The organism is Nocardioides sp. Leaf374 (assembly GCF_916862475.1).
In the GTDB taxonomy this organism is placed as follows: Bacteria; Actinomycetota; Actinomycetes; order Propionibacteriales; family Nocardioidaceae; genus Nocardioides; species Nocardioides kribbensis.
This window is the reverse complement of record NZ_CAKASO010000047.1, coordinates 1-22,290: the sequence shown is the minus strand read 5'-3', so window position 1 is coordinate 22,290 and position 22,290 is coordinate 1. Positions and strand designations below refer to the sequence as shown.

20 protein-coding genes are annotated in these 22,290 nt (G+C 75.1%); 17 read left to right on the top strand and 3 right to left on the bottom strand.

Annotated features, from left to right (window positions below):
• Positions 1 to 106: 106 nt before the first annotated feature.
• The 7 genes from LPA27_RS16900 to LPA27_RS16870 all read left to right on the top strand — a co-directional run bounded on the left by LPA27_RS16900 (position 107) and on the right by LPA27_RS16870 (position 7,291).
• On the top strand, positions 107 to 523 hold the full coding sequence (locus LPA27_RS16900) for a VOC family protein (protein WP_056862883.1): 417 nt from the start codon (positions 107 to 109) through the stop codon (positions 521 to 523).
• The gene (locus LPA27_RS16895; protein WP_082499901.1) at positions 520 to 1,284 is read left to right on the top strand and encodes a 4a-hydroxytetrahydrobiopterin dehydratase; all 765 of its coding nucleotides are present in this window, start codon (positions 520 to 522) and stop codon (positions 1,282 to 1,284) included. Before LPA27_RS16900 ends, LPA27_RS16895 begins: the two co-directional genes overlap by 4 nt.
• A gap of 669 nt (positions 1,285 to 1,953) precedes the next feature.
• The gene (locus LPA27_RS16890) at positions 1,954 to 3,708 is read left to right on the top strand and encodes an acetolactate synthase large subunit (RefSeq protein WP_056904648.1); all 1,755 of its coding nucleotides are present in this window, start codon (positions 1,954 to 1,956) and stop codon (positions 3,706 to 3,708) included.
• Positions 3,705 to 4,259 carry an acetolactate synthase small subunit gene (gene ilvN, locus LPA27_RS16885; RefSeq protein ID WP_056862306.1) on the top strand — a complete coding sequence of 185 codons (555 nt, stop codon included), beginning with the start codon at positions 3,705 to 3,707 and terminating at the stop codon, positions 4,257 to 4,259. Before LPA27_RS16890 ends, ilvN begins: the two co-directional genes overlap by 4 nt.
• Positions 4,260 to 4,311: 52 nt before the next feature.
• Positions 4,312 to 5,340, top strand: a complete 1,029-nt coding sequence (gene ilvC / locus LPA27_RS16880) for a ketol-acid reductoisomerase (RefSeq protein WP_056862307.1) — start codon at positions 4,312 to 4,314, stop codon at positions 5,338 to 5,340.
• Between the two features lie 175 nt (positions 5,341 to 5,515).
• Complete coding sequence (locus tag LPA27_RS16875; RefSeq protein ID WP_056862308.1) at positions 5,516 to 6,229, top strand: DsbA family oxidoreductase; 714 nt, start codon at positions 5,516 to 5,518, stop codon at positions 6,227 to 6,229.
• Between the two features lie 102 nt (positions 6,230 to 6,331).
• Entirely contained in the window at positions 6,332 to 7,291 is a 960-nt protein-coding gene (locus tag LPA27_RS16870; protein ID WP_056862309.1) for an esterase/lipase family protein, read from the top strand.
• Here the strand turns inward: LPA27_RS16870 and LPA27_RS16865 are convergent.
• The gene (locus tag LPA27_RS16865; RefSeq protein ID WP_228943182.1) at positions 7,270 to 8,928 is read right to left on the bottom strand and encodes an ABC-F family ATP-binding cassette domain-containing protein; all 1,659 of its coding nucleotides are present in this window, start codon (positions 8,926 to 8,928) and stop codon (positions 7,270 to 7,272) included. The two genes, LPA27_RS16870 and LPA27_RS16865, sit on opposite strands and share 22 nt — an antisense overlap.
• Before the next feature lie 308 nt (positions 8,929 to 9,236).
• Between LPA27_RS16865 and serA the strand changes: the two genes are divergently transcribed.
• Positions 9,237 to 10,823 (top strand): phosphoglycerate dehydrogenase, encoded by a 1,587-nt coding sequence (gene serA, locus LPA27_RS16860; RefSeq protein WP_056862310.1) that lies wholly within the window; start codon positions 9,237 to 9,239, stop codon positions 10,821 to 10,823.
• 22 nt (positions 10,824 to 10,845) lie between these two features.
• Here serA and LPA27_RS16855 read toward each other — a convergent pair whose 3' ends face one another.
• Complete coding sequence (locus LPA27_RS16855; RefSeq protein WP_228943181.1) at positions 10,846 to 12,360, bottom strand: PLP-dependent aminotransferase family protein; 1,515 nt, start codon at positions 12,358 to 12,360, stop codon at positions 10,846 to 10,848.
• Between the two features lie 61 nt (positions 12,361 to 12,421).
• Here LPA27_RS16855 and LPA27_RS16850 point away from each other — a divergent pair, with 61 nt between their 5' ends.
• Positions 12,422 to 13,117, top strand: coding sequence for a YczE/YyaS/YitT family protein (locus LPA27_RS16850; protein ID WP_228943180.1), 696 nt, complete (start codon positions 12,422 to 12,424; stop codon positions 13,115 to 13,117).
• 19 nt (positions 13,118 to 13,136) lie between these two features.
• Here LPA27_RS16850 and LPA27_RS16845 read toward each other — a convergent pair whose 3' ends face one another.
• Positions 13,137 to 13,706 carry an O-methyltransferase gene (locus LPA27_RS16845; RefSeq protein ID WP_056904644.1) on the bottom strand — a complete coding sequence of 190 codons (570 nt, stop codon included), beginning with the start codon at positions 13,704 to 13,706 and terminating at the stop codon, positions 13,137 to 13,139.
• Positions 13,707 to 14,158: 452 nt separating this feature from the next.
• On the opposite strand from LPA27_RS16845, the gene LPA27_RS19300 reads away from it, so the two are divergent.
• The 8 genes from LPA27_RS19300 to LPA27_RS16810 form a co-directional block, all read left to right on the top strand.
• Positions 14,159 to 14,284 carry a hypothetical protein gene (locus LPA27_RS19300; RefSeq protein WP_264674828.1) on the top strand — a complete coding sequence of 42 codons (126 nt, stop codon included), beginning with the start codon at positions 14,159 to 14,161 and terminating at the stop codon, positions 14,282 to 14,284.
• Positions 14,285 to 14,294: 10 nt separating this feature from the next.
• Positions 14,295 to 15,392: a 3-isopropylmalate dehydrogenase gene (locus tag LPA27_RS16840; RefSeq protein ID WP_056904643.1), complete on the top strand. Its 1,098-nt coding sequence runs from the start codon at positions 14,295 to 14,297 to the stop codon at positions 15,390 to 15,392.
• Positions 15,393 to 15,584: 192 nt separating this feature from the next.
• Positions 15,585 to 16,673: a branched-chain amino acid aminotransferase gene (locus LPA27_RS16835; protein WP_056862313.1), complete on the top strand. Its 1,089-nt coding sequence runs from the start codon at positions 15,585 to 15,587 to the stop codon at positions 16,671 to 16,673.
• 260 nt (positions 16,674 to 16,933) lie between these two features.
• On the top strand, positions 16,934 to 17,914 hold the full coding sequence (locus tag LPA27_RS16830; protein WP_235558578.1) for a FecCD family ABC transporter permease: 981 nt from the start codon (positions 16,934 to 16,936) through the stop codon (positions 17,912 to 17,914).
• Positions 17,911 to 19,056: a FecCD family ABC transporter permease gene (locus LPA27_RS16825; RefSeq protein ID WP_228943179.1), complete on the top strand. Its 1,146-nt coding sequence runs from the start codon at positions 17,911 to 17,913 to the stop codon at positions 19,054 to 19,056. Before LPA27_RS16830 ends, LPA27_RS16825 begins: the two co-directional genes overlap by 4 nt.
• A gap of 28 nt (positions 19,057 to 19,084) precedes the next feature.
• Positions 19,085 to 20,059, top strand: a complete 975-nt coding sequence (locus tag LPA27_RS16820) for an ABC transporter ATP-binding protein (protein WP_082503144.1) — start codon at positions 19,085 to 19,087, stop codon at positions 20,057 to 20,059.
• Between the two features lie 85 nt (positions 20,060 to 20,144).
• Positions 20,145 to 21,209, top strand: coding sequence for an iron-siderophore ABC transporter substrate-binding protein (locus tag LPA27_RS16815; protein ID WP_228943178.1), 1,065 nt, complete (start codon positions 20,145 to 20,147; stop codon positions 21,207 to 21,209).
• 103 nt (positions 21,210 to 21,312) lie between these two features.
• On the top strand, positions 21,313 to 22,290 hold a 978-nt coding region (locus tag LPA27_RS16810; protein WP_228943177.1), incomplete at its 3' end, for a serine/threonine-protein kinase.

The window sequence follows — 22,290 nt, the reverse complement described above, 5'->3', positions numbered from 1 at the left end:
GGGCGCCGTCGGCGGTGACCACCTCGTGCGGGACGCCGCACGGCTCGACCCCGGCCGAGCCGTGCAAGCCATGGCCTCGGGCGGTGCCCTCTGGCAGGGTCGGCGGATGGACCAGCGACTCAGCTTCGTGACCCTGGCCGCGCGCGACCTCGCCGCGAGCCGACGGTTCTACCTCGACGGCCTCGGCTGGCGGGCCGCGCTCGACGTCGAGGGTGAGGTGCTGATGGTCAAGGTCGCCGACCGGGTCGTGCTCTCCCTGTGGGACCGCGACGCCTTCGAGGCCGAGGTCGGTCCGCTCGCCGGCGGGCCCGGTCTGGCGCCGCTCACCCTGGCCCACAACGTCGCCACCCGCGAGGAGGTCGACGCCGTGCTCGCCACCGCCCGCGGCGCCGGCGCCGACCCGGTGCACCCCGGGCAGGAGCGCGCCTGGGGCGGCTACACCGGCTACTTCGCCGACCCCGACGGCTACCGTTGGGAGATCGCCTGGAACCCCGGGCCGATCGGGCAGGAGGTCCTCCCATGAGCAGCGACACGAGCCAGACCGACACCACCGACGACCAGCAGACCGATCCGGACAAGCAGGTGCTCACCGGCCACGACGTGGCCGAGGCCCTGCTCGAGGAGTGGCGCTTCGTGCTCGGGCGCCTCCACGCGCGCTTCCGCACCGGCGACTTCAGCACCGGCGCCCGCCTGGTCGCCGCGATCGCCGACGCGGCCGACGCGGTCGACCACCACCCCGACGTCGACCTGCGCTACCCCCACGTCGACGTGGTGCTCTCCAGCCACGACGTCGGCGGCATCACCCGTCGCGACCTGCGCCTGGCCGCCACGATCACCGACCTGGCCGGCCAGGTCGGCGCTGAGCCGGCGCCGCACGAGGTGCAGGCCCTCGAGTGGGCCCTCGACACCCCCGACCCGTCGGGCATCAAGCCCTTCTGGGCCGCCGTGCTCGGTCTCGACCCGAGCGCCGGGAATGACGACGAGGTGCTCGACGGCGACGGCCGCTCGGCGCTGTGGTTCCAGCGCTCCGCCGACGGGGCCGGCGGCGGGGCCGCCGACCGCGCGGGGGCGTCCGGTCAGCGCTTCCACCTCGACGTCACCGTGCCCCCGGAGCTGGCCGAGAAGCGCGTGCGCGCCGCGGTCGAGGCGGGCGGCACCCTCGTCAACGACGGCTACGCCCCGGCCTTCTGGGTGCTCGCCGACGCCGAGGGCAACCACGCCTGCGTCTGCACCTGGCTGGGTCGCGACGGCTCCGCCACGGCCCCGCCCGCCGACGAAGCCTGAGCCCGGCTCGGCCGCCCCCGGCGGGGCGGCCGAGGGTCCGCTCAGCTACCGGGACTGCGCAACCGGCGCAATTGCGCGGGCGGGCGGGACGGTGGCGGGGAGGTTTGCGCGGTCGGCGCGGACGGCACCGCCGCGGGACTGCGCAACCGGCGCAATTGCGCGGGCGGGCGGGGCGGTGGCGGGGAGGTTTGCGCGGTCGGCGCGGACGGCACCACCGCGGGACCGCGCAACCGGCGCAATTGCGTGAACGAGCACGCCGCACCCAGCCGCGTGCGCACCCGGGCCGCCGATCGGCACCCTCAACCCGACCACGATGTGGGACTACCGTCCCGCATCGTGGGACGGGGTGGCAGGGTGTGGTGACGGGAGAGGGGCCACGGGCTACCGTGGTCAGCATGCGCCAGGACCTTCTTGTACGCACGCGACGCGTGAGCTGAGACCACCACACCCGGTCGAAGTCCACGTGTCACCCCTCGTCGCCCTCGGGCCGGGGGGCTTTTTTGTGCCTCGCACACCGGAGGCGACCACGAGCGGCACGCCAGATCCAGCACGCAGCACCGGCAGGCGGATCCAGCGCGCAGGTCCAGGCGGCACGGCCCTCCGGGGCCACCTTCCACGAGCCACACACCGGCCCCCCGCGGGCCACACAGGAGCAAGGGGCACAGAGGCATGAGCGAGCAGGTGACGGGTGCGCAGAGCCTGATCAAGTCGCTGGAGGCGGCCGGCGTGACCGACGTCTTCGGCATCCCCGGCGGCGCGATCCTCCCGGCGTACGACCCGCTGATGGACTCCTCCATCCGCCACATCCTGGTGCGCCACGAGCAGGGTGCGGGCCACGCCGCCCAGGGGTACGCCGCCGCGACGGGGCGGGTCGGGGTCTGCATGGCCACGTCGGGCCCGGGCGCGACCAACCTGGTCACGCCGCTCGCCGACGCCCACATGGACTCCGTGCCGCTGGTCGCCGTGACCGGTCAGGTCGGGGCCTCGATGATCGGCACCGACGCCTTCCAGGAGGCCGACATCCGTGGCATCACGATGCCGATCACCAAGCACAACTTCCTCGTCACCGACCCCGCCGAGATCCCGCAGAAGGTCGCCGAGGCCTTCCACATCGCCTCGACCGGTCGCCCCGGGCCGGTGCTGGTCGACGTCGCCAAGTCGGCGCTGCAGGCCATGACCGACTACCGCTGGCCCACCGAGCTCCAGCTGCCCGGCTACCGCCCGGTGACCAAGCCGCACGCCAAGCAGATCCGCGAGGCCGCGCGCCTGGCCCTGGAGGCCCGCCGCCCGGTGCTCTACGTCGGCGGCGGCGTCATCCGCGCCCGCGCCCACCGCGAGCTGCGCGTGCTGGCCGAGCTCACCGGCATGCCGGTGGTCACGACCCTGATGGCCCGCGGCGCCTTCCCCGACTCCCACCCCCAGCACCTGGGCATGCCCGGCATGCACGGCACGGTGGCGGCGGTCGCGGCGCTGCAGAAGAGCGACCTCATCATCAGCCTCGGTGCCCGCTTCGACGACCGCGTCACCGGCAACCTCGACTCCTTCGCCCCCGGCGCCAAGGTCGTGCACGCCGACATCGACCCCGCCGAGATCGGCAAGAACCGCCACGCCGACGTCCCGATCGTGGGCGACTGCCGCGAGGTGATCTCCGACCTCGTCGTGGCGCTCACCGCCGAGAGCGACGCCGGCACCACCGGCGACTACGAGCAGTGGGTGCAGTTCCTGGCCGGGGTGAAGCAGAAGTACGCCCTGGGCTACGACCTGCCCACCGACGGCAGCCTCTCGCCGCAGTACGTCATCGAGCGGCTCGGCTCGATCGCCGGGCCCGAGGCCATCTACACCTCCGGCGTCGGCCAGCACCAGATGTGGGCCGCGCAGTTCATCGGCTACGAGCACCCCAACACCTGGCTCAACTCCGGCGGCCTCGGCACCATGGGCTACTCGGTGCCGGCCGCGATGGGCGCCAAGGTCGGCATGCCCGACACCACCGTCTGGTCGATCGACGGCGACGGCTGCTTCCAGATGACCAACCAGGAGCTCGCCACCTGCGCGATCGAGGGCATCCCGATCAAGGTCGCGATCATCAACAACGAGTCGCTCGGCATGGTGCGCCAGTGGCAGACGCTCTTCTACAACGAGCGCTACTCCAACACCAACCTCCAGCGCCACGGCGGCCCGGTGCGCATCCCCGACTTCGTCAAGCTCGCCGACGCCTACGGCTGCGTCGGACTGTCCTGCGAGGCCCCCGGCGACGTCGACGCCACCATCGAGAAGGCCATGGAGATCAACGACGTGCCCGTCGTGGTGGACTTCCGGGTGCACCGCGACGCCATGGTGTGGCCGATGGTCGCCGCCGGCACCAGCAACGACGACATCAAGTACGCGCGAGACCTCGCGCCCGACTTCGACGAGGACGACCTGTGAGCGCACACGCCGACTCCCGCAGCACCCTGTCGGTGCTGGTGGAGAACAAGCCCGGTGTCCTGGCCCGCATCGCCGGGCTCTTCAGCCGCCGCGGCTTCAACATCGACAGCCTCGCGGTGGGCCCCACCGAGCACCCGGAGATCTCGCGGATGACGATCGTGGTCGACGTCGAGCGCTCCCCGCTGGAGCAGGTCACCAAGCAGCTCAACAAGCTGGTCGAGGTGATCAAGATCGTCGAGCTCGACCAGGGCGCCTCGGTCAACCGCGAGCTGGTGCTCGTCAAGGTCGCCGCCACCGCGGAGACCCGCGGCCAGGTGCTCGACACCGTGCAGCTCTTCCGCGCCAAGGTCATCGACGTGGCCCCCGACGCCCTCACCGTGCAGATCACCGGCAACGCCGGCAAGATCGCCGACTTCCTGCGCGTGCTGGAGCCCTTCGGGATCCGCGAGCTCGTGCAGTCCGGCATGGTCGCCATCGGCCGCGGCTCCCGCTCCATCTCCGAGCGCAGCCTGCGCCCGGTCGCCACCCCCGCTCCGCCCGCCGCGGTCTGACCCGGCGCCCCCGACGCACCTCCACTGAAACCAACCCGAAGGAGAAGCCCCCGTGGCTGAGATGTTCTACGACGACGACGCCGACCTGTCCCTGATCCAGGGCAAGAGCGTGGCGGTCATCGGCTACGGCAGCCAGGGCCACGCCCACTCGCTGTCGCTGCGCGACTCCGGCGTCGACGTCCGCATCGGCCTGCAGCCGGGCTCGAAGAGCCGGGCCAAGGCCGAGGCCGAGGGCCTGCGCGTGCTCACCCCCGCCGAGGCCGCGGAGGAGGCCGACGTCATCGTCATCCTCGCCCCCGACCAGCACCAGCGGAAGCTCTACGCCGAGGAGATCGCCCCGGCGCTCGCCGAGGGCGACACCCTCGTCTTCGGTCACGGCTTCAACATCCGCTTCGGCTACATCACCCCGCCCGAGGGCGTCGACGTCTTCATGGTCGCCCCCAAGGGCCCCGGCCACCTCGTGCGCCGCGAGTACGTCGACGGCCGCGGCGTGCCCGTGCTCGTCGCCGTCGAGAAGGACGCCTCGGGCTCCACCTGGGACCTCGCGCTGTCCTACGCCAAGGCCATCGGCGGCCTGCGTGCCGGCGGCATCAAGACCACCTTCACCGAGGAGACCGAGACCGACCTCTTCGGCGAGCAGGCCGTGCTGTGCGGCGGCGCCTCGCAGCTGGTGCAGTACGGCTTCGAGGTGCTCACCGAGGCGGGCTACCAGCCCGAGGTGGCCTACTTCGAGTGCCTCCACGAGCTCAAGCTCATCGTCGACCTGATGTACGAGGGCGGCATCGCCAAGCAGCGCTGGTCGGTCTCCGACACCGCCGAGTTCGGCGACTACGTCTCGGGCCCCCGGGTCATCACGCCCGAGGTGAAGAAGAACATGGAGGACGTGCTCGCCGACATCAAGAACGGCGCCTTCGCCGAGCGCTTCATCACCGACATGGACAACGGCTCGCCGGAGTTCACCGAGTTCCGCAAGAAGGGCGAGGCGCACCCGATCGAGTCCACCGGCCGCGAGCTGCGCAAGCTGATGGCCTGGGTCAAGAGCCACGACTCCGACTACGTCGAGGGCACCTCCGCCCGCTGACCCGGTCGGTCCCGCCCGGGACGACCCGCACCACCAGCAGCACCAGCAGCACCCGCAGCACCCGCCGAGCCGGCGCCCCACCCGGGGCGCCGGCTCGTGGCGTCCGGTCGCCCGCCACGCGGCCGGCGCGCGGCCCGCGCGGAATGCCCCGTGCCCCGGGGCCGTTGGGGCAGGCATGCAGATCGAGATCTGGTCAGACGTCGTGTGCCCGTGGTGCTACGTCGGCAAGCGCCGGCTGGAGTCGGCGCTGGCCGACTTCGAGCACGCCGACGAGGTCGAGGTGGTCTACCGCTCCTTCGAGCTCGACCCCTCCGCGCCGCACCACGGCCACGAGAAGACCCTGCCGCAGCTGGCGCGCAAGTACGGCCGCCCCGAGGACGAGATGCGCCAGATGGTGGCCTCGCTGGTCGAGACCGGCGCCGAGGAGGGCCTGGAGCTGCGGCTCTTCGACACCGTGCACACCAACACCGTCGACGCCCACCGGCTGCTGCACCACGCCCTCGCCGTCGGCGGGCCCGCGCAGCAGCGCGCGCTCAAGGAGGAGCTGCTCGCGGCGTACTTCAGCCGGGCCGAGGACGTCGGCGACCACGACGTGCTGGTGGCCGCCGCCCGGGCCGCCGGACTCGAGGAGGGGCCGGCCCGCGAGGTCCTCGCCGGACAGGCCCACGCCGAGGAGGTCGCCGCCGACGTCGAGCAGGCCCGGGCCTACGGCGCCACCGGCGTGCCGTTCTTCGTCGTCGACCGGCGCTACGGCATCTCCGGTGCCCAGCCGGCCGACGTCTTCGCCCAGGTCCTGCGCACCGCCTGGACCGAGGCCCACCCGCCGCTGCAGGTCGTGGGCGCGGGCGAGGCGGGGGAGGCCTGCGGGCCCGACGGGTGCGCGCTCTGACCCACGGCGGGCGCCGGCGGCTGCGGCCTGCGACGGGCCCCGCCCACCCGTCCCGGTGGACAGGTGTGGCCCCGACGGTGTGACGGCGGTTACGGTCGGCGGGTGACCCGACGCTCGCCGCTGCGCGCCCTCGCCGCCCTGCTCGCCACGACCGCCCTGGGGGCCGCGCTCGCCGGTGGGCCGCCCGCAGCGGCGGGCGACCCCGGCCCCGCGGCGACGGCTGCGGCGCAGGAGAGCGGCGTCGGGCCGCGGCTGACGTCGTTCCCTGCCGCGCTGCTGCTGAGCAACCTGCTGCCCGACCTCGACCCGCCCGGCGCCAACGACTGGGCCTGCCGGCCCAGCGCCGCCCACCCGCGCCCGGTCGTGCTGGTCCACGGCACGGTCGAGAACCGCTACGACAACTGGGCGCAGATGGCCCCCGACCTCGCCGCGGCCGGCTACTGCGTCTTCGCCCTCGACTACGGCAGCTACGCCCGCACGCCCTACCGGGGCCTCTCGGACATCGCCGCGTCGGCCCAGGAGCTCTCGGCGTACGTCGACCGGGTGCTGGCCGCCACCGGTGCGGCCGAGGTCGACCTGGTCGGGCACTCGCAGGGCGGGATGATGCCGCGCTACTACCTGCGCTTCCTCGGCGGCGCCGACAAGGTCGACCAGCTCATCGGGCTGTCGTCGAGCAACTACGGCACGACCTTCTTCGGCGTGCTCCCGCTGGTCGCCGCGCTGCCCGGGGGCGAGGGGCTCGTCGGCCTGGCGGCGCCGGCGATCCCGCAGCAGCGGCAGGGCTCGGACTTCCTGGCCCGGCTCAACCAGGGCGGCGACACGGTGCCCGGCGTGCGCTACACCGTCATCCAGACCCTCTTCGACAACGTCGTGACGCCCTACCGCAACGCCTTCCTCAAGGACCCCGGCGTCACCAACATCCTGCTCCAGTCGCGCTGCCCGCTGGACCAGAGCGACCACCTCAGCATCAGCTACTCGCCCAACGTCGTGCGGCTGGTCAAGAACCGGCTCGACCCCTCCACGGCCCGCTCCCTCTGCGTCTACTCCCCGCCGCTGCTCTGAGGCGTCCCGCCCAGGTCGACGACCCGGTCCAGGCCGACGTCCTCGAGGAACGCCGGGTCGTGGCTCACCACCAGCAGCGCGCCCCGGAAGGCCCCCAGCGCGCTCACGAGGGCGTCGTAGGAGGCCAGGTCGAGGTTGTTGGTGGGCTCGTCGAGCAGCAGCAGCCGCGGCGCCGGGTCGGCCAGCAGCAGGGCCGCCAGGGTCGCGCGGAAGCGCTCCCCGCCGGAGAGCACGCCCACCAGGCACCCGGCGGCGTCGCCACGGAAGCCGAAGCGCGCCAGACGCGCCCGGGCCTCGTGCGCGTCGGCGCCCGGTGAGCGGTCGAGCACCCCGTCGAGCACCGTGCGGGCGGGGTCGAGCACGTCGAGGCGCTGCGGCAGCAGCGCCGTCGGCACGTACGTCGACACCGCGCCGGCGGCGGGCGGCAGCAGCCCGGCCACGGTGTGCAGCAGGGTGGTCTTGCCGGCTCCGTTGGGCCCCACCACCGCGACCCGGTCGGGGCCGTGCACGGCGAGGTCGACCGCGGCGCCGGTGCGCAGCACCAGCCCGGCGGTGGCGAGCACGCGCCGCCCCCTCGGGACCGCGGTGGCGGGCAGGTCGACCCTGACCGCGGTGTCGTCGTGGACCCGGCGCTCGGCCTCCTCGAGCCGGGCACGGGCGTCCTCGAGGCGCCCCTCGTGGACCGTGCGGTAGCCCGCGGCCGAGCGCTCCGAGCGGTTCTGCTTGTAGTCGATCTCGGCGCGTCCCATGCCGCCGGCACGGGCGGCGCGCGCGCCCTGGCGCCGACGCTGGGCGATCACGCGCTCGGCCTCGACCCGGTCGGCCCGCTGGCGGCGCACCTCGGAGCGGGCCGAGGTGACGGCGGCCGCGGCGGCCTCCTGCTCGGCGCGCAGCTGCGCGGCGTAGGCCGACCAGCCGCCGCCGTACCACCGCACCCGCCCCGCGCGGAGGTCGCCGACGCGGTCGACCTGCTCGAGCAGCGCGCGGTCGTGGCTGACCACGACCAGGGTCCGGGTCCACGACGCCAGCACCTCGCCGAGACGTCGCCGCGCGGCGGCGTCGAGGTTGTTGGTGGGCTCGTCGAGCAGCAGCACGTCGGGTCGGCGCAGCAGCAGCCGCGCCAGCCCGAGCCGCACCACCTCGCCGCCCGAGAGCTCGCCGAGGCGGCGCCCGAGCACCCCGGCGGGCAGCCCGAGGCGGTCGAGCTCGGCCTCGGCGCGGTCGGGCAGGTCCCAGTCGTCGCCGACCTCGGTGACCAGCCGGGTCGCCCGCTCGTCGGAGGCGCCGGCCTCCAGCTCGCGCAGCGCGCGGCGCACCGACCCGACGCCGAGCACGTCGGCGACGGCCGCGCCGACGTCGAGGGTGAGGTCCTGCGGCAGCAGCCCGACCTCCCCGCGCACCGCGACGTGACCGGAGGTGGGCGTCAGCTCACCGGCCACCAGCCGCAGCAGGGTGGACTTGCCCGAGCCGTTGGCCCCGACCAGGCCGGAGCGGCCGGGGGGCACCGCGAGGTCGAGCGGAGTCTCGCCGCCGAGGGCGGGGGTGCCGTCTGGCCAGGTGTGGACGACCCCCGCCAGCCTGATCGCGGGCGCCGGGTCCGGGGGCGGGGAGGGGGTACGAGGGGTGGGTGCGGGCACGGGGCCTCCTGAGGACGTGACGGATCGCGGGCGAGCGGGGCTCGCCGACGCGGGGACGTGGGCCTCAGAGGAGCAACCGGACCTGCCGTGGGGGAGGGGATGGGACGGGTCCACGGTAGGTCGCCGCGGTGGCGCGGTGCCACCGCTTTCCCGTCGCCCGCGGCCGGTAGGGTGCGGGCCGCACAGCGTCGTGCACCGTCCCGTCCCCGCCGTCGTCCCGCGACCGCGCCGCGCACCGCCCCGGCGGCCCGCGTCTCTCGCGGCCACGCCCCGGGGAGCCCCGTCGAGGACCAGCGAGGTCACCGCTCGTGAGCAAGCCCGTCGTCCTGATCTGCGAGCCGCTGAGCCCGGCCACCCTCGAGGCCCTCGGCCCCGACGTCGAGGTCCGCACCTGCGACGGCACCGACCGCGCACGCCTGCTCCGCGAGGTCGCCGACGCCTCCGCGCTCGTCGTGCGCTCCGCGACGCGGGTCGACGCCGAGGTCCTGGCGGCCGCGCCCCGCCTGCGGGTCGTCGCCCGGGCCGGGGTCGCCCTCGACACCATCGACGTGCGCGCCGCCACCCACGCGGGCGTGGTCGTCGTCAACGCGCCCACCTCCAACGCGGTCTCGGTGGCCGAGCTGGCCGTGGGCCTGCTGCTGGCCGCCGCCCGGTGCGTCGTACCGGCCCAGGAGGCGCTGCGGGAGGGGCGGTGGGAGCGGGAGAGCTTCACCGGCACCGAGCTCTACGACAAGACCGTCGGCGTGGTGGGGCTGGGCCGCATCGGCGTGCTCGTCGCACAGCGCCTCGCGGCCTTCGGCATGAAGGTGCTGGCCTACGACCCCTACGTCCAGCCCGGCCGCGCCGCCCAGGTCGGCGTGCGCCTGGTCGACCTCGCCACCCTGCTGCGCGACTCCGACGTCGTCTCGGTGCACCTGCCCCGCACCCCCGAGACCACCGGGCTGATCGGGGAGGCCGAGCTGCGGCTGGTGCGGCCCTCGGTCATCGTCGTCAACGCCGCACGCAGCGGCGTCGTCGACGAGGCCGCGCTCCACGACGCCCTCGTCGAGGGCAGGGTGGCCGCCGCGGCCCTCGACGTCTTCGAGCACGAGCCGGCCACGGGCAGCCCGCTGCTGGGGCTGCCGGGTGTCGTGGCCACGCCGCACCTCGGCGCCTCCACCCACGAGGCCCAGGAGAAGGCGGGGCTGGCGGTCGCCCGGTCGGTGCGCCTGGCGCTGGCCGGCGAGCTGGTGCCCGACGCCGTCAACGTGCAGGGCGGCGTCATCGCCCACGACGTGCGCCCCGGCATCCCGCTGACCGAGCGGCTGGGCCGGATCTTCAGCGCCCTGGCCGGCGAGGCCGCCGCCAGCCTCGACGTGGAGGTGCGCGGCGAGATCACCGACCACGACGTCACCGTGCTCGAGCTCGCCGCCCTCAAGGGCGTGCTGACCGACATCGCCGAGGAGACCGTCTCCTACGTCAACGCCCCGCTGCTGGCCGCCGAGCGCGGCACCGCCGTGCGCCTCGTGGTCGACCCCGAGAGCCCCGACCACCGCAACCTCGTCACCCTGCGCGGCACCCTCGCGGGCGGCGCCACGGTCTCGGTCAGCGGCACCCTGGTCGGCATCGGCCAGCGCGAGCGGCTCGTGGAGGTCAACGGCTACGCCCTCGACATCGAGCCCACCGACCACCTGGCCTTCCTCACCTACGCCGACCGCCCCGGCGTCGTCGGCACCGTCGGGCGGGTGCTCGGCGACGCGGGCGTCAACATCGGCGGCATGCAGGTCTCCCGCGACGCCCCCGGGGGCCTGGCCCTCGTCGCTCTCTCGGTCGACTCCGCCGTGCCCGCCGACGTGCTCGCCGCCATGGGGCGCGCCATCGACGCGGTCTCCGTGCGCGCCGTCGACCTCACCTGAGGACGCCCGGGCGAGGTGGGCCTCAGGCGACGGTGACGCGGTCGCGGGCGGTGTGGGAGCGGCCGCGGCCGCGGGCGACGACGTCCCAGGCCTCGGCCAGGCGGGCCACGGCGTCGTCGAGCTCGTCGGCCGGGCGCGACCAGGGCAGCCGCACGAAGCGGTCGAGGCCGCCGTCGGCGGCGAAGACCGGGCCGGGGGCCACGAGCACGCCGCGGCGCTCCGCCTCGTCGGCCAGGGCGCTGGCCCGGGCCGCCGGCAGCTCGCACCACAGCGCCAGCCCGCCGCCGGGCAGGCGGAAGCGCCACCCGGGCAGGCGCGAGCGCACCGACGCCGCGAGCGCGTCGCGCTGCGTGCGCAGCCGGGTGACGTGCTCGGGCAGCACCGGCCCGCCGGCCAGCAGCCGCGTGAGCACCAGCTGCTCCATGACCGGGGAGCCGAGGTCGAGCACGAGGCGGGCCTGGGTGAGGGCCTCCACGCGGTGGTGCGGTGCCCTGATCCAGCCCAGCCGCAACCCGCCCCAGAAGGACTTGCTGGCGCTGCCGAGCGTGATCGTGTCGGGGGAGTGCAGGGCGAAGGGCGCGGGCATGGCCTGGCCGTCGAGGGCCAGGGCCTGGTGGGCCTCGTCGACCACCGCGACCGTGCCCGCGGCGCGCAGGTGGGAGGCGTAGCGCTCGCGCTCCTCGTCGGCCATGAGCAGGCCGGTGGGGTTCTGGAAGTCGGGCACGAGGTAGGCCAGGGCCGGGCGGCTGCGCCGCAGGGTGCTCGCGACGGCGTCGAGGTCCCACCCGTCGGGGTCCACCGGGCAAGGCACCAGCCGGGCGCCGGCGTTGCGGATGGCGCCGGTCGCGTTGGGGTAGACCGGAGACTCCACCAGCACCCGCGAGCCCGGCCCGGCGAAGGCCCGGGCCACGATCGCGGCCGCGGAGAGCGCACCCGGGGTGACCAGCACCTGCTCGGGGTCGGTGGGCAGGCCCCGTGCGGCGTACGACGCGGCGATCGCGGCTTGGAGGGCGGGCATGCCGGCCGGGAAGTAGCCGTGACCGCCGAGGTGGGCCGGCAGCTGCGCGGCCGCCTCGGCGAAGGCGGCGGCCAGGCCCGGGGGCGCGCTGGCCGCGGCGCAGTTGAGGTCGAGGGCCTCGGCGTCGTCGGGGCCGGGCAGCAGGGCGCGGTCGTGGGCCCGGCCGCGCCCGCCCGGCAGCCGGGCGAAGGTGCCGGCGCCCTGCCGGGCCTCGGCGAAGCCGGTCTCGCGCAGCGCGGCGTAGGCGCGGGTGACGGTGGTGCGCGAGACGGCCAGCGCCTCGGTGAGGTCGCGCTCGCTGGGTAGCCGGGTGCCGTAGCCGATGCGGCCGTCGCCGATGAGCAGGGTGAGGGCGTCGGCGAGGCCGAGGTAGGCCGGGGAGCGGTCGAAGCCGCCCACGAGCGCGGCCAGGCGCGAGGCCGACACCGTCGTGGCGCTCAGCGGCAGCGGGCCCGGGTCGGAGCGCCGCGCCCCGGCCGGGCGGTGGGGCGCGCTGCGGGCGGAGGTGGCCTGGGTCATGCAGACCACTGTCCCACGATTGGCTATTTGTTCCCAGGCCAATCGGGCGCAGGCTGGGGTGGTGCCCACGACCACCGCCACCCGACGCCCCCGACCCGCCCTGGCCGACCTCGGACCCGTCGCCCAGCTGCGGGCGGGGCGCCTGGGCCGCCGGCTGCCCCAGCTCGCCGTCGGCCTGGTGCTCTACGGCGTGTCGCTGGCCATGATGGTCCGCGGCGACCTGGGTCTGGCCCCCTGGGACGTGCTGCACTCGGGGCTGGCGGGCCTGGTGCCGCTCACCCTCGGCCAGGTGATCGTGGCGGTGAGCTTCCTGCTGCTGCTCGCCTGGGTGCCGCTGCGCGAGGTGCCGGGCCTCGCCACCGTCGCCAACGCCGTCGTGGTCGGCCTCTCCGCCGACGCCACGCTGGCGGTGCTCGAGGCGCCGCAGGGCTGGGCCGCCCGCGCCGCCCTCATGGTCGGCGGCGTCCTGCTGTGCGGTTTCGCCAGCGCGCTCTACATCGGCGCCCAGCTGGGTCGGGGTCCCCGTGACGGGCTGATGACCGGGCTGAGCCGGCGCACGGGGCTGTCGCTGCGGCTGGTGCGCACCGGGCTCGAGGTGAGCGTCGTGCTGCTCGGCCTGGCCCTCGGCGGGGTGCTCGGGCTCGGCACCGTGCTCTACGCGCTCGCGATCGGCCCGCTGACCCAGGCGATGCTGCCGTCCCTCACGGTCGACCTGCGCCTCGACCCCGCCCCCGGACCCGCCGCCGGCGGCTCCTGAGGTCCGGCGGGCGGGAGCCTCAGCGCCTGGTGGCGATGAGGGTGGAGGCGTCGGAGGCCACCATCACCTCGACGGTGGTGAAGCGGGGGTCGGTGAGCCACTGCTCGCGCAGGGTGTCGACGCGGCCGTAGCTGATCGGCGGCCAGACCTCGCAGGGGGTGAAGTCGTCGAGGACGACGATGCCGCCGGCCTCGACCAGGTCGGCCACGGCGTCGACGCCGACCTCGGTGGGCTCCCCGGAGTCGAGGAAGAGCAGCGAGAAAGGACCCTTGTCGAGCAGGGTCGACCAGTCGGCGGCCAGCACCTCGACCTGGCCGTCGTCGACGAAGATCTCGGAGGCGGCGCCGGCCAGGCGGGGGTCGAGCTCGGCGGTGACGATCCGGGTGGCGTCGTCGCGCACCCCCGAGCGCAGCCAGGCCGTGCCCACCCCGCAGCCGGTCCCGAACTCCGCCATCGTGCCGGAGCGGGTGGCGGCGAGCGTCGCCAGCAGCCGGCCGGTCTCGTTGCGGCAGAACGACACGTACCCCGCGCGCCGCGAGACCGCGAACGCGCGGGCGACCACGTCGGGAAGGTCGGGAGGGGCGCTCATGGGCCGAGTCTCCCACTGCGGGACGGCCGTCTCGGATCGCGGACGGATTCCGGAAAGCGGTGGCCGGCGTCCGGAATGCGGGGCTACCATGGTCGCACCATGCGGAGCATCCTCGTACTCATCGAGCGCCGCGGCGGGGCCCAGCAGTAGATCTGCTCAGAGAGGCCACCTCGCCGCGGTGGTCGTCGTACGTGGTCTCTCGGCACTGCTGGATCGATGACGTCCCTGCCGGGCGGCCCGTGCGCCACGCGCGACCCGCCCCCCCGCACGGCCCGTCCCTCGTGCGATCCGCGAGCCGACCCGCCCGCCCGTGTGGGGTGTCGTCGTTCCAGCCGTGCCGCGAGCCGCACGGCGCCACCGCCGTCGGCCGGCGCCCCGCCGGTCGGCGCGACCGACCGGGTCACGACCCGGGGACGAGCCCGGGAACGAACCCAGGACCGAAGGAGAGACCGATGTACGACATGTACCCCGAGTGGGGACCGGCCAGCCACGACCCCGAGAACCCCCGCAGCCGCGAGGCCCTCCAGCGCTCGCTCGACCAGCGGGACGACGGGGGCGAGCGGCCCGACGACAACTAGCCTTCCGCGCATGACCGACCCGAACGCCGCCCCCACCTCCGGAGCACCCTCCGGGCCCGCCACCGGCACCGTGCGCCTCGCCGTCATCCCCGGCGACGGCATCGGGCCGGAGGTGACCGCCGAGGCCCTCAAGGTCCTCGACGTGGTCGCCCCCGCGGGAGTGACGTTCGAGCAGACCCACTACGACCTCGGCGCCGAGCGCTACCTCGCCACCGGCGAGGTGCTGCCCGACTCCGTGCTCGGCGAGATCCGCCAGCACGACGCCATCCTCCTCGGCGCGGTCGGCGGCAAGCCCAACGACCCGAACCTGCCCCCGGGCATCCTGGAGCGCGGCCTGCTGCTGCGGCTGCGCTTCGAGCTCGACCACTACGTCAACCTGCGACCCTCCCGGATCTTCCCGGGCGTGACGTCGCCCCTCGCACACCCCGGCGAGGTCGACTTCGTGGTGGTCCGCGAGGGCACCGAGGGCCCCTACACCGGCAACGGCGGCGCCCTGCGCGTCGGCACCCCGGCGGAGGTCGCCACCGAGGTCTCGGTCAACACCGCCTTCGGCGTGGAGCGCGTCGTGCGCGACGCCTTCGCCCGCGCCCAGCGCCGGCCCCGCAAGAAGCTCACCCTGGTCCACAAGACCAACGTCCTCGTGCACGCGGGCGCGGTGTGGTGGCGCCTGACCCAGCAGGTCGCCCGGGAGTTCCCCGAGGTCACCGTCGACTACATGCACGTCGACGCGGCCATGATCTTCCTGACCACCGACCCCGCGCGCTTCGACGTGATCGTCACCGACAACCTCTTCGGCGACATCGTCACCGACCTGGCCGCCGCCATCACCGGTGGCATCGGCCTCGCGGCCTCCGGCAACGTCAACCCCGACCGGACCGCCCCCAGCATGTTCGAGCCCGTGCACGGCTCCGCGCCCGACATCGCGGGCCAGCAGAAGGCCGACCCCACCGCGGCGATCCTCTCCGCCTCGCTCCTGCTCGACCACCTCGGGCACCCGCAGGCGGCCGCCGTGATCGAGGCCGCGGTCATCGCCGACCTGGCCGAGCGCGCCGGCTCGCGCCCGACGGCCGAGGTCGGCGACGCGATCGCGGCACGCGTCGGCGGCTGACCGGCCCCACCGCTCACGGACGCCTCCTCCCGACCGGGGGGAGGCGTCCGCGCGTCACGGGGGCCGCACGACCGCGTCGTACGCCGCTCCGCCCCAGCCCAGCCCGTCCCAGCCCCTCCCAGCCCGTCCGCCCGCCCGCGGCCGCCCACACCGCGCCGGGCCCCACCACCGAGGTCGACTACCGTGAGCCCCATGCAGATCAGCACCACCCTGACGTCCACCCCCGTCGACGACGCGCGCCTCGCGGGCATCCTGGGCGACCCCGGGTTCGGCAACTTCTTCACCGACCACATGCTCACCGTGGAGTGGACCCCCGAGGCCGGCTGGCACGACGCCCGCATCGAGCCCTACGCGCCGCTGAGCATCGACCCGGCCTCGGCGGTGCTGCACTACGCGCAGGAGACCTTCGAGGGGATGAAGGCCTACCGTCACGCCGACGGCTCGGTCTGGTCCTTCCGTCCCGAGGAGAACGCGAAGCGCATGGCGCGCTCTAGCCACCGCCTCGCGCTGCCCGTGCTCGACCCCGCCGACTTCGTGCAGGCCGTCGACGCCCTCGTCGAGGTCGACCAGCGCTGGGTGCCCGACACCACCGCGCCCGGCGCGGGGGAGAAGAGCCTCTACCTGCGACCGTTCATGTTCGCCTCCGAGGTGTTCCTGGGCGTGCGCCCGGCCCAGCACGTCACCTTCATGGTCATCGCCAGCCCCGCCGGGGCGTACTTCAAGGGCGGCGTGAAGCCGGTCAGCCTGTGGCTGACCGAGGAGTACACCCGCGCCGGCCGGGGCGGCATGGGCGCGGCCAAGACCGGCGGCAACTACGCCAGCTCGCTGGTCGCCCAGCAGGAGGCGATCGCCCAGGGCTGCGACCAGGTCGTCTTCCTCGACGCCCAGGAGGGTCGCTACGTCGAGGAGCTCGGCGGCATGAACCTCTACTTCGTGCACCGCGACGGGCGCATCGTCACCCCCGCGACCGGCACGATCCTCGAGGGCATCACCCGCGCCAGCATCATCGAGCTGGCCCGGGAGATGGGCCACGTCGTGGAGGAGCGCAGGTTCTCCATCGACGAGTGGCGCGAGGGCGTCGCCAGCGGCGAGATCACCGAGATCTTCGCCTGCGGCACCGCCGCCGTGGTCACCCCCGTCGGAGCCCTGAAGTGGGACGGCGGGGAGGTGCCCTGCGCCGCCGAGGCCGGCGAGGTCACCACCGCCGTGCGGCAGGCCCTCGTTGACGTCCAGTTCGGTCGCGCCGAGGACACCTTCGGCTGGATGCACCGCATCGTCTGACGACCGGCCGACCGCCGGCCGACGCCGGGTGCGGCGTCCGCGACGCGGGCACCGCCCTGGCCGCGCGCTGCCGAGTGAGGTTACCCTTACCTAAGTCGCTCGCGCAGACGGTGCGGGCACCGGCGGAGGGTCGAGCCATCAGCGTCGTCGCGGAGACCGGCACAGCGCCCCACGCCCCCCAGGGACCGCCGCAGGGTCGAGGTGGCGCGGAGCGTCGCGAGGACGGCCCGCGGGCGCCCCGCACGACGTTGCGCGGCGTCGTGGCGCTGCTCGTCCTGCTGCTCCTCGTGGCCGTCGTGGCCCTCGCCAGCCTGGTGTGGGGCGCGCGCGACGTGGCCCCGGGGCAGGTGTGGCGGGCGCTGGTCGACCCGGTGACCGGCGACAACGACCACCTCGTCGTGCGCGACCTGCGGGTGCCGCGCACCCTCATCGGTCTGGCCGCCGGCGCCGCGCTCGGCGCGGCGGGCGCGCTCATGCAGGGCGTCACCCGCAACCCCATCGCCGACCCCGGCCTCCTCGGCATCAACGCCGGCGCCTCGCTCGCCGTGGTCGCGGCCATCGCCGGACTCGGGGTGGCCTCGACCGCCGCCTACCTCCCCTTCGCCTTCGGCGGTGCCGCCGTCGCCGCGCTCGTCGTCTACGGCGCCGCCTCGCTCGGCTGGGAGGGCGTCACCCCGGTCAAGCTCGCGCTGGTGGGCGCCGCCTTCACCGCCACGGCTACCTCGGTCATCACCGTCGTGCTGCTCACCGACCGCCGCACCCTCGACGAGTACCGCTTCTGGCAGGTCGGCTCGCTGGCCAACCGCCCGCTCGACGTGCTCACCACCGTCCTGCCCTTCGTGCTCGTCGGGCTCGCCCTGGCGCTGGCCGCCGGTCGGGTGCTCAACGCGCTCGCGCTCGGCGACGACGTGGCCCGCGGGCTGGGCCAGGACGTCACCCGGGGCCGCCTGCTGGTGGTCACCGCGGTCGTGCTGCTGTGCGGGTCCGCGGTCTCCCTGGTGGGCCCGATCGCCTTCGTGGGGCTCGTCGTGCCCCACGTCGCGCGCGCGGTGGTCGGTCCCGACTACCGGTGGATCGTGGTGCTCTCCACCGTGCTGGGCCCGGTCGTGCTGCTCCTCGCCGACGTGGTCGGCCGTCTCGTCGCCCGCCCCGGCGAGGTCGAGGCCGGTCTGGTCGTCGCGGTCATCGGCGCCCCCGTGCTCGTCGCGCTCGTGCGCCGCTCGAAGGCGGTGGCGGCATGAGCGCCCCGTCCTCCACCCGCCCCGGCCCCGCCTCCGCGTGCCGGCAGCAGGGCCCGTCCGGGGCTGCCGCGGGCCAGGTCGCGCCCGACGGGTCGACGCCGGGCCCGGTGGAGGTCGCGCGCCGCGGGCTGGTCACGAGTCGCCGCCGGCGCCTGCGCCGTCGCGCCGTCGTGACCGTGGCCCTGGCCGCCGTCGCGCTCACCCTGTCGGCGCTCGCCCTCATGCTCGGCGACTTCCGCCTCTCGGTGGGCCAGGTCGTGGGCGCCCTCGTCGGCAGCGACGACGACCTCGCCGCCCGCTTCGTCGTGGTCGACCTGCGCGCCCCCCGCCTCGTGCTCGGGGTGCTGGTCGGGCTGGCCTTCGGCCTGGCCGGGGCGCTCTTCCAGTCGGTGCTGCGCAACCCGCTGGCCAGCCCCGACGTCATCGGCATCTCCCAGGGCGCCAGCGCCGGCGCCGTGGCCGCGCTGCTGCTCGGTGGAGCCACCGGCGCCGCGGTCTCCGCCTCCGCGCTGGTGGGCGGTGCCCTCGTCGGCCTCCTGCTCTACGCCGTGGCGTGGCGGCAGGGCATGACCGGCCACCGCTTCGTGCTCGCCGGCATCGGCGTGGCCTACGTCTGCAGCAGCGTGGTGGGCTACCTGCTGACGCGCAGCGAGGTCAACGAGGCGCAGGCCGCGCTGCTGTGGATGACCGGCAGCCTGGCCCAGGCCACCTGGGGCCTCGTCGTGACCCTGGGGGTGGCGCTCGCGGTGCTGGTGCCGCTCGTCGTGCTGGTGGCCCGGGGCCTCGACCTGCTGCTGCTCGGCGACGAGCAGGCCGCCGGGCTCGGCATCCGCCCCGAGGTGGTGCGCGCCCTGGTCATCGCCCTGGGGGTGGCCCTGGCCTGCGTGGCGACCGCCGCCGCCGGCCCCGTGGCCTTCGTCGCCTTCACCGCCGCCCCCGTCGCGCGTCGCCTCCTCGGCGACGGCTCGCTGGCCCTGCTCCAGGCGGCCCTCGTCGGGGTCGTGCTCGTCGTCGGCGCCGACGTCGTGGCCCAGCACCTCCTGCCCGCCGACCTCGCCGTCCCCGTCGGTGTCGTCACCGGCGCCGTCGGCGGCCCCTACCTGATCTGGCTGATGGCCAGCGGACGCACCCGGACCGCGTGAGCCGGACGTCGTGAGAAGGAGATCCCGCATGACCGCCACCACCGCATCCCCCCTCGACCGCCCGCTCGGCGGTGGTCCCGCGGGTCCCGCCCGACCCGACGAGGCCTCCGACGCCGGCCCGGGCCCGGCGAGCGGTGCCTTCCACGCGCCGGTCCGGCTCGTGGCCCGCGGGCTCGAGCTGGCCTACGACCAGCGCACGGTGGTGCACGGCGTCGACCTCGCCGTGCCGCCCGGCCGGGTCACCGTGATCGTCGGGGCCAACGGCTGCGGCAAGTCGACCCTGCTGCGCGGCCTCGGCCGGCTGCTGACCCCCGCGGCCGGCCGGGTCGAGCTCGACGGGCGCGACCTGCGCTCGGTGCGCCCGCGCGAGGTCGCCGCCGTGCTGGGGCTGCTGCCGCAGCAGCCCCTGGCACCGGAGGGGATCACGGTCGCCGACCTCGTCGGCCGCGGTCGCCACCCCCACCAGGGCGCCTTCCGACGCTGGAGCGCCGCCGACTCCGACGCGGTGGCCGAGGCGCTCGCCCTCACCGACACCCACGAGCTGGCCGCCCGCCGGGTCGAGGAGCTCTCGGGCGGGCAGCGCCAGCGCGTGTGGGTGGCGATGATGCTGGCCCAGGACCCCCGCATCATGCTGCTCGACGAGCCCACGACCTACCTCGACATCGCCCACCAGGTCGACGTGCTCGACCTGCTCGCCGAGCTCAACGAGCAGCGCGGCACGACGGTCGTCATGGTGCTGCACGAGCTCAACCTCGCGGCCCGCTACGCCGATCACCTCGTGGTCATGCACGAGGGGCGGCTGCTGTGCGAGGGGAGCCCCGCCGAGGTGCTCGACGCCGACTGCGTCGAGCAAGCCTTCGGGCTGCGCGCGCAGGTGGTGCCCGACCCGATCACGGGCTCGCCGATGGTCGTGCCGGTCGGTCGGCGCGCGGCCGCGCGGGCCGCGCGCCCCGCGATCCACCCGGGCGAGCGGTCCGAGGTCCGGGCCGCGGACCGGGCGTGACGCACCGCAGCTCCGATCATGTAAGGTGAGCCTTACCTAACTCAACGACCGGGCTCGGCCGGTCCCGCACACCTGAGGAGCGGACGTGACGTCCCTTCGTCCCCTGAACCGCCGCGGCTCCCGCCGGGGCCTGGCCCGCCGGGTCGCCCTGCCGCTCGGCGCCCTCCTGCTGGCCCTCCCGCTCGCGGCCTGCGGCGCCGAGGAGTCCGGCGGCAGCGCCTCCGACAGCGAGTCGACCGGTGGCGAGAGCTTCGAGCCCGTCACCATCGAGCACGCCTTCGGCGAGACCGAGATCGACGAGCAGCCCCAGCGCGTCGTCACCTGGGGCTGGGGCAGCTCCGACGCCGCCATCGCCCTGGGCACGATCCCGGTCGCCATGCCCAAGAACTCCTACGGCGCGACCGGGGAGGGCCTCATGCCGTGGCAGGAGGAGGCCCTCACGGCCGCCGGCGCCGAGACGCCGACCCTGCTGACCGAGGGCACCGAGGTGCCCTTCGAGGAGATCGCCGCCGCCGGCCCCGACCTGATCCTGGCCAACTACTCCGGCATCACCGAGGCCGACTACGAGAAGCTCTCGCAGATCGCCGACACCGTCGCCTACCCCGACGAGCCGTGGACCACCCCGTGGCGCGACGTCATCACCACCGTCGGCGAGGCCCTCGGCCAGTCCGACGAGGCCGAGCAGCTGCTCGAGGACATCGACGGCGAGGTGGCCACCGCCGCCGAGGAGCACCCCGAGTTCGAGGGCAAGACCATCGCCGCGGTCGCCATCGACCCGACCGCCTTCTACGTCTACAAGGGCGCCGACCCGCGCGTGCAGTTCCTCGAGGACCTCGGCTTCGAGCTCGCGCCCAGCGTCGACGAGCTGAGCACCGACGAGTCGTCGTTCTACTACACGATCAGCACCGAGGAGGTCGACAAGCTCACCTCCGATGTCCTGCTGTCCTACGTCGCCGACGAGGCGACGCGCGACGACCTCGCCGCCGACCCGGCCTACCAGGCCATGGAGCAGTTCCAGGACGACACCGTCGCCTCGGTGGTGGGGGAGTCCTACATCTCGGCGGTCTCGCCGCCGACCGCGCTGTCGCTCACCTGGGGTCTCGACGAGTTCGTCGCCTCCCTCGAGCCGGCCGTCCAGGCCGCGGGCTGACCGCACGACCCCGCACCCCGGCCGCGGCCGGTCCCCCCGCTCCGGCGGGGCGACCGGCCGCGGCTGTCGCGGTTTCGGCGGCTCGCGACGGTAGATTGCCACGGTGACGACCTTCTCCCACGGGCGCTCCGGCGAGCACGCGACCTCGCCCCGCCCGCCCCAGCAGGCGGTCACGGTCGGCCCCTACACGCTGCTGACCAAGATCGGCGAGGGCGGCATGGGCGTGGTCCACCTCGCCCGTGCGCCCCACGGCGAGCGGGTCGCGCTCAAGGTGCTGCGCCCCCACATCGTGGGCGACGACGAGGCCCGCGCCCGGCTGGCCCGCGAGGTCGGGTCGCTCTCGCGCATCCGCAGCCGCTGGGTCGCCGAGATCAAGGACGCCGACCCGTGGGCCGTCGTGCCCTACGTCGCCACCCGCTACGTGCCCGGCCTCTCGCTGCACGACCACGTCGTGGAGGAGGGACGCATCGAGGGCGAGGACCTCGTGTGGTTCGCCGCCTGCCTGGCCGAGGGGCTCGACTCGGTCCACGCCGTGGGAGTCCTCCACCGCGACGTCAAGCCGTCCAACGTGCTGATGGAGGGGCGCACCCCGATCCTCATCGATTTCGGTCTGGCGCGCGTGGCCGACGACCCCAAGCTCACCCACACCGGGTGGCTGCTCGGCACCCCCGGCTACCTCGCCCCCGAGATCCTCTACGGCGACGACGCCACCACGGCCTCCGACGTGCACAGCTGGGGCGCCACCGTGGCCTACGCCGGGCTGGGCCGCGCGCCCTTCGGTCGCGGCCCGTCGATGGCGATCATGGACCGCGTGCGCCGCGGCGAGCACGACCTGTCGGGGCTGGACGGCGACCTCGCCCAGGTCGTGGCCGCGGCCCTCCACCCCGACCCGGCGCGCCGGCCCACCCTGGCCGAGCTGCTGGCGTGGCTGCGCCCGCAGACCACCCGACCCGAGGCCGCGCCCGCCCCGCTGCCGGCCCCTGCCCGCGAGGACCCGTTCACGCTGCCGCTGGCGCTGGCCGCCGACATGGGTCTCCTTCCGATCTGGGAGACCGGTGCCGCAGGCCTGCTGGATGTCGGT